This window comes from Ottowia sp. SB7-C50 (genome assembly GCF_033110285.1).
Classification (GTDB): Bacteria; Pseudomonadota; Gammaproteobacteria; order Burkholderiales; family Burkholderiaceae_C; genus Ottowia.
The window spans coordinates 1,046,322-1,058,855 of record NZ_CP136995.1; the positions used below are offsets into that span (position 1 = coordinate 1,046,322).

The following is a 12,534-nucleotide window of genomic DNA, read 5'->3' on the forward strand; positions in this document are numbered from 1 at the left end:
GTCGCGGGGCGGGCGCGAGCGATAGCTTGCGCGTTATTCCGCCTTGATCTTGGCGGCCTCGACGATGCGTTGGAACTTGTCGGTTTCGATTTTCACGAACTCGCGGAACTGCGCGAGTGACATCGGTGCCAGTTCGCCACCCTGGTCTTGCAGGCGCTTGGCCAGTTCGGGTTTGCGCAACGCGTCGTTGACGGCTTGGTTCAATTTTTGTAGCACGAGCTCGGGCGTGCCAGCAGGCGCGAACAGGCCGAACCAATTGGCCAGTTCGTACTTGGCGAGCGGCGCATATTCGGCGACCGCCGCAATGGCCGGCGCAAAGGCCGTGCGCTTAGCGGAGGTCACTGCCAGCGCCTTCACCTTACCGTCGTTGATGAAGCCCTTGGCAGCGGCGTAGCTGACGAAGGTGATTGGCACTGTTCCCGACACCACGTCGACCAACTGTCCCGACGCTCCCTTGTACGGTGCGTGGACCATCTTGATACCAGCCATCTGCTCCAGCAGTGCGCCGTTCAGGTGCTGCGGGTTGCCCACGCCGCTGGATGAATAGACCAGCTTGTCGGGATTCTTTTTGGTGTAAGCCACCAGTTCTTCCACCGAACTGGCTGGAAAGGATTTGGCTGCCACCAGCACGTTGGGCACCTTGCTCACCAACGCCACTGGCGCCAGGTCTTTCGCCGGCGAATACTGCATCTGCGCCTTGTACACGAACGGGTTGATGGCTGTTTCGCCAGCCGAACCCATGAGCAGTGTGTAGCCGTCGGGCGTGCCCTTGGCGACAGCACGCGCGCCGATCATGCCGCTGGCGCCCGGCTTGTTGTCGACGATGACGTTTTGCTTCAGCGACGCGCGCAATTCCTCGGCCAGTAGTCGCGCCATGGTGTCGACCCCTCCGCCTGCCGAAAACGGCACGACGAGCGTGATGGTCTTGCTGGGATAGGTCTGTGCTTGCGCAGACGTGGTGGCCGCCAGCGCGATCAGGGTCAGCGCCAACCGGCGGGTGAACAGCAACATGAGAAACAGTCTCCAAAAAGTGTTGGCAAGAGGCCGCGGTTTGGCGAGCAAGGTGCGGGCCGTATTGCACTTTAAACTATTAAAATGCAAAATGCAATCTATGCCTCCATCCAATCCACTCACCAGCGAATTCCGCTTTGACGACCGCGCTTTCACCATCGTCGACCTGCCCGTCGTGATGGGCGCCGACCTCGCGCGGCTGCCGGTGGTGCTGCGCCTGCTGGCTGAAAACGTGGTGCGCCACCAGCAGGGTGCGGAGCGCGATCAAGCGCTGCAGGCCTTGCGCGACTGGCTGGCCACGGGCAGCAGCACGCAGGAAATCGCCTTCCAACCCGGTCGCGTGCTGATGCACGACACCACCAGCACACCCGCGCTGGTTGATGTGGCGGCCATGCGCAGCGCGCTGGCCGAGGCCGGCATCGACCCGACGGTGCTGAACCCGGTGCTGCCGGTGGAGGTGTCGGTCGACCATTCGCTCGCCGTCGAGGCGTATGCGCGCGCCGGCGCCGCCGACGAAAACATGGGGCACGAGATTCGCCGCAACGCCGAGCGCTACCGCTTCCTGCGCTGGGCGTCGGGCACGCTCAAGGGCGTGCGCATCCACCCGCCCGGCACAGGGATCATGCACACCATCAACCTGGAGCAACTGGCCACGGTGGTGACCGAGCAACCGCAGGAAGGCCGAAGCTGGCTGGTACCCGACATGATGATTGGCACCGACAGCCACACGCCTATGGTCAACGGCATCGGCGTACTCGGCTGGGGCGTGGGCGGGCTGGAGGCGCAGACGGTGATGTTCGGCATGCCGACCATGCTGCGTATTCCCAACGTGGTAGGGGTCAGGTTGAGCGGCAGGCTACCGGCCGGCGTACTGGCCACCGACCTGGCCCTGACGGTGACGCAGCGCCTGCGCGACCTGGACGTGACGGGCGACTTTGTCGAATTCTTTGGCCCGGGCGTTTCCGCGCTCAGCGCGGGGGGATCGCGCGGTCGTTGCCAACATGGCGCCGGAATACGGCGCCACCACTGGCTTGTTCCCAGTCGACGGGCACACGCTGGCCTATCTGCGCGCCACCGGCCGCAGCGCGCGAGACGTGGCGCGCGCAAAAGCCTATTTGCGCCGCACCGGCCTGTGGTTCGACCCGGCGGCCACGCCGCGCTACACGCGCACGCTGGAGATCGACCTGTCGACGATCGGCCTGCATGCGGCCGGCCCGCGCCGCCCGCAAGACTTGTTGCCTTATACCGACACCGGCGTGGCGCTGGACCAGGCAGGCTTTGTGCCTCTCGCGGACCCCGCTGCCGGCATGCCGCGCTTTCCGGTGGCGCTGGCGGCCATCACCAGTTGCACCAACACATCTGACCCAGCGCTGCTGATGGCCGCGGGCTTGCTGGCACGCAAGGCGCGGGCGCGCGGGCTGAAGGCGCCGCCTTGGGTCAAGACCTCGCTCGCACCCGGATCGCCGGCGGCCGCCTCGTACCTGGCGCGTGCCGGGTTGACCGACGACCTAGCGGCGGTAGGTTTCGACATTGTGGGCTTTGGCTGCACCACGTGCATCGGCAACTCGGGCCCGCTGACCGACGCGGTGGCGCAGGCGCAGCACGAAGGGCGCGCCAAGGGCGTCGCCATCCTCTCCGGCAATCGCAATTTTCCGGGCCGCGTGCACCCGGACATCGAACTCAGCTTCATCATGTCGCCGCCGCTGGTGGTGGCCTTTGGCTTGGCCGGCGACGCGGCGCGCAACCTGGGCGATCGGCCGGTGCAGATTGCCCCGGACGGCACGCCGGTGTACCTGCACGAACTGTGGCCGACACCCGATGAAGTGCAGCAGCACCTGAATTTGGGCCTGGTGCCCGAAGACTTTAGGCGCGACTTCCAGATCGCTGCGGCCAATCCGCACTGGGCGGCGCTAGACGCTCCCGAGGGTGCGCTGTTCCCTTGGGACGAACGATCAACGATGCTGCGCCGCCCGCCGTTCGCCGCGCTCAGCGAAGGCAGCCAGCTTGGTCGTTATACCGCCTGGCCACTGCTGGTGGTGGGCGACGATGTCACCACCGACCACATCTCGCCGGCCAGCGCCATTCCGCGCGACAGCCTGGTGGCCGACTTTCTGGTGGCGCGCGGGGATGACCGCAACGACCTGAATGTATTTGCCTCGCGCCGCGGCAACTGGGAGGTTATGATGCGCGCCGCCTTCCACAGCAAGACGCTGGTGAACTGGCTGAAACCGGGTATGCCGGTGGCGCACACGCTGCACATGCCGAGCGGCGACGTGCAACCGATCTGGGATGTGGCGCAGCGCTACCGCGACGCCGGTGAATCGGTGGTGCTGCTGGCCGGCGAGCGATATGGCATGGGCTCGTCGCGCGACTGGGCGGCCAAGGGCCAGCGCCTGCTCGGCATTCGCGCCGTGCTGGCGGTGAGCTACGAGCGCATTCACCGCTCCAACCTGATTGGCATGGGCATTCTGCCGCTGCTGCTGCCCCAAGGCGCCAGCCCGGCCGCGCTGGCCATTCAGCCGGGCGACCGCATCGAGATCGACGCGTCGCCCGAGCACGTAGTACCGCGTGCGCCCATCGGCGTGACACTGCACCGTGCCAACGGTGCGGTCGAACGGTTCGATGCAACGGCGGCGGTCGAAACGCAGTTGGAAGTGCGCCTGTTACGCGATGGCGGCGTCATCCCGTCCATCCTGCACCAGGCCCTGCGCGCTCAGGGCGCGGCGGCCGCTAGCGCCGCATGATCGGCAGCCCCGCGCCGGCGCGGCAGAATGGACGCCCGATGGACTTCACCCGCCCACTTCCCGCCCAGATCGTCGAACTGATCCAGGCCGACGAGATGCCCGTGGGCAGCCACGTGCCCGCGCAGTGGCTGGCCGATCGTCTGGCGGTGTCGCGCACGCCGGTCAACGAGGCGCTGGCCAGCCTGCACGCGCAAGGGGTGCTGCAGCGGCGGCGCAACCGTGGCTACTTTCTGGCGCAGCCCATCGAACAGGTCGCCGAGGCGGTGCAAGCAGGCGGCGCGGCCGACGCGCCGGACGCGGCTTCGCGCGCCTACTTCGCCATCGCCGACGATCTGCTCAAGGGTGAGCTGCCCGAGCAAGTGACCGAGGTGCTGCTGAAAACCCGCTACGACCTCAGCGTCGCGCAACTCAAGACGGTGCTGGGTCGCATCGCGCAGGAAGGCTGGGTGCAGAAAAAACGCGGCTACGGCTGGGCCTTTCAGACCATGCTAACGACGCCGCACAGTCTGCTGCAGTCGTACCGCCTGCGCCTGGCGCTTGAGCCGGCCGCGTTGCTGGAGCCGGGCTACGCTATCGCGCCCGAGGTTATCGAGCGCTGCCGCTCGGCCGAGCAGCGCTTGCTGGAGGGCGCTATCGACACCGACACGCCCGACCGTTTGCACGAGCGCGGCGTTCGGTTTCACGAATCGCTGGTCGAAGCTTCCGGCAACCCGTTTTTCATTGACACGATCCGGCGCGTAAATCGCATCCGGCGGCTCATTTCATACCGTTCAATGCAGGACCGGCGCCGCTACCCCGAGCATTGCCGGCAGCATTTGCACATCCTCGATCTGCTGGCGGGCGGGCGTCCTGCCGATGCCTCGGCGGCGCTTCGCCAGCACCTCGAACGCACCCTGTCCAACCACGAGTATCTCAGCCCACTTCTCACGCCATGAACACCACTCCCCACATCGTGCAGGCCTTCGCGCCCACCGGCACGCTGCGTGCGTCCATCAACCTCGGCAACCCCATCCTGGCCAACCGCGATGCGGCCAGCGGCCAGCCGTTCGGCGTGTCGATCGACCTGGCCAACGGGCTGGCGCAGGCGCTGGGCGTGCCGATCGAGATGGTGGTGTTCGACGCCGCCGGCAAGTCGGTCGAAGCCGTCGAGCAGGAGCGCGCCGACATCGGCTTCTTCGCCATCGACCCCAAGCGCGGCGAGCACATTGCCTTTACCGCACCCTATGTGCTGATCGAAGGCAGCTACATGGTCCCCGAGGCATCGCCGTTGCAAGCCAACGACGAGGTCGACCGCGCCGGCACGCGCGTGGTGGTGGGCAAGGGCAGCGCGTACGACCTGTTTTTGACCCGCGAACTGAAGGCAGCCGACATCGTGCGCGCGCCGACCTCGCCCGCCGTGGTCGACGTGTTTGTCGAGCAGCAGGCCGAAGTCGCCGCCGGCGTGCGCCAGCAGCTGGAATCGGACCTGGCGCGCTTTCCCGGCCACCGCCTGCTGCCGGGCCGCTTCATGGTGATCCAGCAGGCCATGGGCGTGGGCAAGGCGCGCGGGGCCGACGCGGCGGCGTATCTGGCGGCGTATGTCGAACGGCAGAAGGCCAGCGGGTTTGTGGACGACGCGCTGAGGCGTCACGGCATCCAGGGGGCTTCGGTCGCGCCCGCAGCGGGAGGCTGAGGCGATGTTTGTCTACGTCGGCTCACGCACCACACGCGAGCGAAACGCGCGTGGTGACGGTATCAGCGTGTACCAGTGCGACCCTGTCACCGGCGCGCTGGCGCTGTTGCAGGTGGTGGGCGATCTGGATAACCCGTCGTTCCTGGCGCTGAACCGCGCTGCCACGCGGCTGTACGCGGTGCATGGCGACAAGGAGGAGATCAGCGCGTTTCGCGTCGAGCCGGGCAGCGGAAAACTGGCACTGCTCAATCGCGAATCCACCGGCGGGCGCAATCCGGTGCATCTGGCGCTGGATGCGAGCGAGCGCTTCATCGTGGTGTCGAACCACATCACCAGCAGCCTGGCCGTGCTCCCGCTGGGTGACGACGGCAGCCTGCAGCCGCTGAAGCAGCTGTTGCCATTGACGGGCGAGCCCGGCCCGCACCGCAAGGAGCAGCCTTTCTCCAAGCCGCACTTCAACCCGTTCAACCCCAGTGGGCGTTTTGTCGTCGTGCCGGACAAGGGCGTGGACCGGATCTTCGTACTGCGGTTCGAGGACGGCGTGCTGTCGCCTGCCAGTGAAGCCGTGGCGCGCGAAGGCGCGGGGCCGCGCCACATCGCGTTTCATCTGCGCCAGCCGTGGGTGTATGCCATCAACGAACTGGATTCCACGGTCACCGCCTACCACTTTGATGCGGAGGCGGGCACGCTGCGGCCGTTCCAGGTCGTCAATGCGCTGTCGGAACGCTTCACGGGCAACAGCCGTGCTTCCGAAATAGAGGTGCATCCGGGCGGCCATGTGCTGTATGCGTCTAACCGTGGCGAAGACAGCATCGCCGTGCTGGCCATCGACCCCGGCAGCGGCTGCCTGACGCTGACGCAGACCCAGCCGGCGGGCGGGCGCACGCCACGCTTTTTTGCGCTGTCGCCCGATGCGCGCTGGATGTATGTGCTGAACGAAGACAGCGACCGCATCGTTCAATGGCAAGTCGATGCGTTGACAGGGCATTTGAGCGACACCGGGCGAGCTTGGACTTGCGGCAGCCCGGTCTGCATGGTGTTTGGCGCATCGGCATGAAGCGCCGTGGCAAAGCCGCGGATTGCTTCTGATTTCATAGCTGCCAGCGCAATAGGGGTCAGCGCAGGAGGCCAAAATCGATGGATTCTTGGCCAGGTCGGTTGTCGAACACCGATTTAATATTACCTTGGTAATTTAATTTATACATGGTAATATTAGCGCTTTCAGATCGCAGCGAACACCATGATCCCGGCAGTCTCCTCCGCCGACGCACTGGCGCCATCCTTCACCGCGTTCGCCGGCATGCAGCGCGTCGCCAGCGGCAGCCTGCCGGCGGTGGCGAAGGCCTTGGCGCCTTGGCATGGCCGGCCTGACACGCTGCTGTTGTTCGACGACCGTAGCGGGTCGCCGGTCGATGTGCCGCCGCCGCCCGGCAACGCCGCCGCGCTGGCGCAATGGCTGCAGGCGCTGCAGCCCGATGCGGCGCAGGACCACGCCCCATCGACCGACGAAGTGCCCGCGCGCCGGGGCGTGGGGCGGCCGCGCCTGGGCGTGGTGGCGCGCGAGGTGACGCTGCTGCCGCGCCACTGGGACTGGCTGGGCGCGCAGCCCGGCGGTGCGTCGGCCGCGCTGCGGCGGCTGGTTGATGCGGCGCGCCAGCAGGGCGCCGAGCGCGACACCCGCCGGCTGGCACGCGAGCGCGCCTACCGCTTCATGAGCGGCATCGCCAGCCATCTGCCCGAGTTCGAGGAAGCGGCGCGCGCGCTGTTTGCGGCAGACCCCGGCGCCTTCGACGCCCGCATCGACGCCTGGCCGCCCGACGTGCGCGCCCACCTGCGCTGGCTGGCGCGCGATGCGTTTGAAGCCGCCCCGGCCTGATCGGCCAACCCGGCATTTCCGTCACCCCATGAAAGCCGCGCGCGCGGGCGCTTCACCCCGCGGCTGCGCCGTGCGCACCCCCCGCGGCGCGCTGACGCGCGACGCCCGATGCACCGCCGCCCTGACAATCCCCCTTCACCATGAACAAAGCTTTGCCTGGCGCCGCCGCCCGCCGACCCCTGTGGCGCATCTATCTGGTCTTTCTGGGGCCGATGGTGCTGGCCAACATCCTGCAGTCGCTGTCGGGCAGCATCAACGCCGTCTACATCGGCCAGATGCTGGGCACGCACGCGCTGGCGGCGGTGGCGGGCATGTTTCCCATCGTGTTCTTCTTCATCGCGTTGATCATCGGCGTGGGGGCGGGCGCCTCGGTGCTGATCGGGCAGGCCTGGGGCGCGCGCGAGCCGGGCAAGGTCAAGGCCATTGCCGGCACCGCGCTGGCGCTGGGCGGCCTGATCGGCGTGAGCGCCGCCGTGCTGGGCGAGCTGTTCGCGCGGCCGGCGCTGCAGGCGCTGGGCACCGCACCCGAAGTGCTGGGCGACGCCGTGGCCTACGCCCGCGTGATGATGCTGACCATGCCGCTGCTGCTGGTGTTCATCCTGTACACGCAGTTGTTGCGCGGGGTGGGCGACACGCTGACGCCGCTGTACGCGCTGCTGATTTCCACCGGCGTCGGGCTGGCCTTGACGCCGGCGCTCATCCGCGGCTGGGGCGGGCTGCCGCAGCTGGGCGTGGTGAGCGCAGCGGTGGCGGGCTTCGTGTCCACGGGCGTGGCGCTGGGCTTCCTGGTGCTGTATCTGCGGCGCAAGCGCCACCCGCTGGCGCCCGACGCGGCGCTGCAGCGCGCGCTGTGGATCGACCCCGCGCTGCTCAAAAGCGTGCTGCGCATCGGCGTGCCCACGGGCGTGCAGATGGTCACCATCTCGCTGGCCGAGCTGGCCATCCTGGGCCTGGTCAACCGCTACGGCGCCGACGCCACGGCGGCCTATGGCGCGGTGAACCAGATCGTCAACTACGTGCAGTTTCCGGCGCTGTCGATCGCCATCACGGCGTCGATCCTGGGCGCCCAGTTCATCGGCGCCGGGCAGGCCGAGCGGCTGGGCGCCATCGTGCGCACGGGGCTGCTATTGAACGTGCTACTGACGGGCGCGCTGGTGCTGGCAGGCTATCTGCTGGCGCCGTGGCTGCTGGGCTTCTTCCTGACCGACGAGCCCGTGCGCCGCATGGCCGAGGGGCTGCTGCACCTGATGCTGTGGAGCTCGGTGGTGTTCGGCATGCAGGCCGTGATTGCCGGCGTCATGCGCGCCAGCGGCACGGTGATGGTGCCCGTGGCGATTTCGGTTGGCTGCATCCTGCTGGTGCAGTTGCCGGCGGCACATTGGCTGAGCGCGCGCTACGGCCTGGACGGCGTGTGGATGGGCTACCCGGTGGTGTTCTGCACCATGCTGCTGCTGCAGAGCGCCTTCTACTGGCTGGTGTGGCGCCACAAGAAGATCGAGCGGCTGGTGTGACGCAGGGCAAATACTATTAGAAATGTAGCTGTGTGCGCTGTATGGATAAGCGCTGGCGGCTTATTGAAAACAAAAACCGGACGCAGAGGACGCAGAGATTTCGCAGAGGACGCCGAAAACCCAAAGCCAGGCTTTGGTCTTTCTTGTGCGTCCTTCGCGAACCCCTTGGCGTCCTTCGCGTCCGGCGGTTTGAAGCCAGTCCGAAATCAGACAGCGCGCCGCGACGAATACCAGCGCATCAGGCGCGGCAGCAGCAGCACGGTGGCGATCACCACGATCAGGAACACCGACACCGGGCGGTCGATGAACACCGTCCACTTGCCTTCGCCAATCGACATGGCGTTGCGCAGCTGGGCCTCGGCCAGGGGGCCCAGGATCATGCCCACCACGACCGGCGCGGTCGGGAAGTCGAAGCGGCGCATCACCACCCCCACCGCGCCGATCACGTACAGCAGGAACAGGTCGAAGCTGCTCTGCCGCATGCCGTAGGCGCCCACGGTGGCGAAGATCAGGATGCCGGCGTACAGCTGCGGCTTCGGAATCTTCAGCAGCTTGACCCACAGGCCCACCATCGGCAGGTTCAGGATCAGCAGCATCACGTTGCCGATGTACAGCGACGCGATCAGCGCCCACACCAGCGCGGCCGACGTCGCAAACAGCTGCGGCCCGGGCTGAATGCCGTAGTTCTGGAACGCGCCCAGCAGGATGGCGGTGGTGTTGCTGGTGGGAATGCCCAGCGTCAGCAGCGGGATCAGCGCCGTCGTCACCGTGGCGTTGTTGGCCGCCTCGGGGCCGGCCACGCCTTCGATGGCGCCCGCGGTGCCGAACTCAGCCTTGTCCTCGCCCTTGGCCAGCTTCTTCTCGGTCGCGTAGGACAGGAAGGTCGGGATCTCGGTGCCCCCCCGCCGGAATGCAGCCAAACGGCGCGCCGATGGCCGAGCCGCGCAGCCACGCCGGCACGCTGCGGCGCCAGTCGCGCGCGCTCATGTGCACGCGCGTCAGCTTGTTCTGCGTCTCGACCACGCGGCCCTCGAACAGCACGGCGTGCAGCACCTCGGCGACGGCGAACAGGCCCACGGCCACCAGCACGATCTCGATGCCGTCCAGGAACTCGGCCTTGCCGCCGGTGTAGCGCGGCTGGCCGCTGATCTGGTCCATGCCGATCAGGCCCACGGCCAGGCCGATGAACAGCGCCGTCAGGCCGCGCACCGTGCTCTTGCCCAGCACCGCGCTGACGGTGGTGAAAGCCAGCACCATCAGCAGGAAGTATTCGGGCGGGCCGAGCTTGACCGCATAGTCGGCCACCACCGGCGCGAACAGCGTCACCACCACGGTGGCGATGGTGCCCGCCACGAAGGAGCCGATGGCCGCCGTGGCCAGCGCCGCGCCGGCGCGGCCGCTCTTGGCCATCTTGTTGCCTTCCATCGCCGTCACCATGCTGGCGGTTTCGCCGGGCGTGTTGAGCAGGATGGAGGTGGTGCTGCCGCCGTACATGGCGCCGTAGTAGATGCCGGCAAAGAAGATCATCGAGGCGGTGATGTCCACCTTGGCGGTGATGGGCAGCAGCATGGCCACCGTGGTGGCCGGGCCGATGCCGGGCAGCACGCCCACGGCGGTGCCCAGGGCGCAGCCGAACAGCGCCCACAGCAGGTTGGTCACGGTCATCGCCGTGCCAAAGCCCTGCATCAGAAGGTTGACGGTATCCATGTCGAGCCTCCGATCAGAGCCAACCGGTGGTGGTGAGGCCCGGCAGATTGATCGCCAGGAATTGCGTGAACAGCCAGTACACCGGCGCCGCAATCGCCACGCCGGTCAGCACGTCGGTGATCCAGGTGTCGTGCGGCTTGCCGTAGGCGCGCTTGAGGCCCTGCACCGCCAGCACGTAGGCCAGCGCGCAGCTCAGGATGAAGCCCATGTGCTCGATCAGCGCCGCGTTCAGCAGCAGGCCGGCCGACACCCACACAAAGTGAATCCAGTCCGGATGCTCGTCGCCGGCCACGTCTTCCATGTCGCGGTAGCCGCCGGTGCGCGAATGCCACAGCAGCACGCCGCCGCACAGCATGAGCGCCAGCGACACCACCCACGGCAGGAAGTTGGCGCCCACGCCGCCGTAGCCGGCTTCGGACGGGATGCCGATGGCGCCCAGCGCCATGGCCGCGCCCACCGCGAAGATGGCCACGCTGACCAGCGTTTCCCACAGCAGCGTCTTGCGCGAGGGCTGCGCGGGCGCTGGGTGGTCTGGCCGCAGATCGAGCGGGATATTGGGTTGCGGACTGCTCATGCTTGCCTCCTCCGCTCGCGGGGCCGATCAAGTCGACGGCCAGCGAGCTACCTTATTCACAGCTGCAGGCCCTTGTACAGCAATGGCCTCAGCCCAATTTTTACAAATATACGATCCGCTGCAGCAGGTCAAGAACAGCGGCGCTCCTCATGGTCCGATGGCCGCGGAGCAGGCCATTCCAGGCCGCCCGAGCCGGGGTTCCCCCGGCGACCAGCGGCGTCCCCCTGGGGGAAGCCGCGCAGCGGCATAGGGGGGTTAGGTGATCATCCCGGACTTGGCCATGATCGCCCGCAGGGCGGCGAATTCGTTGTCGACGAACTTGGTGAACTCGTCGCCCGTCAGCAGCGCGGGGTTCCAGTCGTTCTTCTTCAGCGCTTCCTGCCACGACGGCGACTTGGTGGTGGCCGCAACGGCGTCGATCAGCGCCTTGCGCTGCGCCGGCGTGATGCCGGGGCCGCCAAACACGCCGCGCCAGTTGCCGATCTCGACGTTCAGGCCCAGCTCCTTCAGCGTGGGCGTGTCCTTCAGCGCCGGCAGGCGCTGCGCCGAGGTGACGGCAATCGGCTTCATCTTGCCGGTGCTGATGTATTCGGAGAATTCCGACAGGCCGCTGCCGCCCACCGTGACGTTGCCGCCCAGGATGGCCGCCGTGGCCTCGCCGCCGCCGCGGAAGGCGACGTAGTTGATCTTGGCCGGGTCAACGCCGGCTTCGCGCGCGATCATGGCCGCGGCAATGTGTTCGGTGGAGCCGCGCGAGCCGCCGCCCCACTTCACGCTGCCGGGGTCTTTCTTCAGCTGCGCGATCACGTCGGCCATGGTCTTGTGGGGCGAATTGGCCGGCAGCACGAACACGTTGTATTCGGTCGTCAGGCGCGCCAGCGGCGTGGCCTGCATCAGGTTGAGCGGCGACTTGGACGTGATCAGCCCGCCCAGCATCACCGCGCCCATCACCATCATCTGGTTGCCGTCGCCCTTGGCACCGGCCAGGAAGGGCGCCAGGCCCAGCGCGCCCGCGGCGCCGCCCTTGTTGTCGTAGGTGACGGTGGCGGCCTGCTTGGCGTCCAGCATGGCCTTGCCCAGGGCGCGGCCGGTGGTGTCCCAGCCGCCGCCGGGGTTGGCGGGGATCAGGATCTTCAGGTTGGCGCCGGCCTGCGCCCAGGCGGCGGGCAGGGCACCCATGGCGGCCAGCGCGGCCAGGGACTTGAGGAAGGTATCGCGTCGCATATCGGTTGTCTCCACTGCGTGATAGGAACCCATCAATATTGGCCCCAACGGCTGTCAATTGGCTGTCCGGGCACCTAGGGCTTACCCTAGCTGCCAACGGCTGCGGTATGTTGCGACCAAGCAAAGCCAACGGACTTCCACTGTGACGCGCTCGCACCTACCGTCATTCCCACGAAGGCGGGAATCCCTACCGCATCGGGCGCAGCGGTGGCTGG

At 67.4% G+C, this 12,534-nt stretch carries 8 protein-coding genes and 2 pseudogenes; 6 read left to right on the top strand and 4 right to left on the bottom strand.

What is annotated here, in order from left to right:
• Positions 1 to 33: 33 nt before the first annotated feature.
• Positions 34 to 1,134, bottom strand: coding sequence for a tripartite tricarboxylate transporter substrate binding protein (locus tag R0D99_RS05040; protein ID WP_317750287.1), 1,101 nt, complete (start codon positions 1,132 to 1,134; stop codon positions 34 to 36).
• On the opposite strand from R0D99_RS05040, the pseudogene acnA reads away from it, so the two are divergent.
• The 6 genes and pseudogenes from acnA to R0D99_RS05070 all read left to right on the top strand — a co-directional run bounded on the left by acnA (position 1,103) and on the right by R0D99_RS05070 (position 8,814).
• Positions 1,103 to 3,755: pseudogene (acnA, locus tag R0D99_RS05045) on the top strand (aconitate hydratase AcnA). The gene R0D99_RS05040 and the pseudogene acnA overlap by 32 nt on opposite strands.
• 38 nt (positions 3,756 to 3,793) lie before the next feature.
• The gene (locus tag R0D99_RS05050; RefSeq protein ID WP_317750289.1) at positions 3,794 to 4,690 is read left to right on the top strand and encodes a GntR family transcriptional regulator; all 897 of its coding nucleotides are present in this window, start codon (positions 3,794 to 3,796) and stop codon (positions 4,688 to 4,690) included.
• Positions 4,687 to 5,427: an ABC transporter substrate-binding protein gene (locus R0D99_RS05055; protein ID WP_317750290.1), complete on the top strand. Its 741-nt coding sequence runs from the start codon at positions 4,687 to 4,689 to the stop codon at positions 5,425 to 5,427. The genes R0D99_RS05050 and R0D99_RS05055 overlap by 4 nt, the downstream gene beginning before the upstream one ends.
• A 4-nt stretch (positions 5,428 to 5,431) precedes the next feature.
• Positions 5,432 to 6,484, top strand: a complete 1,053-nt coding sequence (locus tag R0D99_RS05060; RefSeq protein WP_317750291.1) for a lactonase family protein — start codon at positions 5,432 to 5,434, stop codon at positions 6,482 to 6,484.
• Positions 6,485 to 6,667: 183 nt separating this feature from the next.
• Positions 6,668 to 7,303, top strand: a complete 636-nt coding sequence (locus R0D99_RS05065; protein ID WP_317750292.1) for a DUF2239 family protein — start codon at positions 6,668 to 6,670, stop codon at positions 7,301 to 7,303.
• A 140-nt stretch (positions 7,304 to 7,443) separates the two neighbouring features.
• Positions 7,444 to 8,814: an MATE family efflux transporter gene (locus tag R0D99_RS05070; protein WP_317750293.1), complete on the top strand. Its 1,371-nt coding sequence runs from the start codon at positions 7,444 to 7,446 to the stop codon at positions 8,812 to 8,814.
• A gap of 206 nt (positions 8,815 to 9,020) precedes the next feature.
• On the opposite strand, the pseudogene R0D99_RS05075 reads toward R0D99_RS05070, so the two are convergent.
• The 3 genes and pseudogenes from R0D99_RS05075 to R0D99_RS05085 form a co-directional block, all read right to left on the bottom strand.
• Positions 9,021 to 10,521 (bottom strand): annotated as a pseudogene (locus R0D99_RS05075) (tripartite tricarboxylate transporter permease).
• 13 nt (positions 10,522 to 10,534) lie between these two features.
• Entirely contained in the window at positions 10,535 to 11,095 is a 561-nt protein-coding gene (locus R0D99_RS05080; protein WP_317750294.1) for a tripartite tricarboxylate transporter TctB family protein, read from the bottom strand.
• Positions 11,096 to 11,350: 255 nt separating this feature from the next.
• On the bottom strand, positions 11,351 to 12,319 hold the full coding sequence (locus R0D99_RS05085; protein WP_317750296.1) for a tripartite tricarboxylate transporter substrate binding protein: 969 nt from the start codon (positions 12,317 to 12,319) through the stop codon (positions 11,351 to 11,353).
• Positions 12,320 to 12,534: the final 215 nt, after the last annotated feature.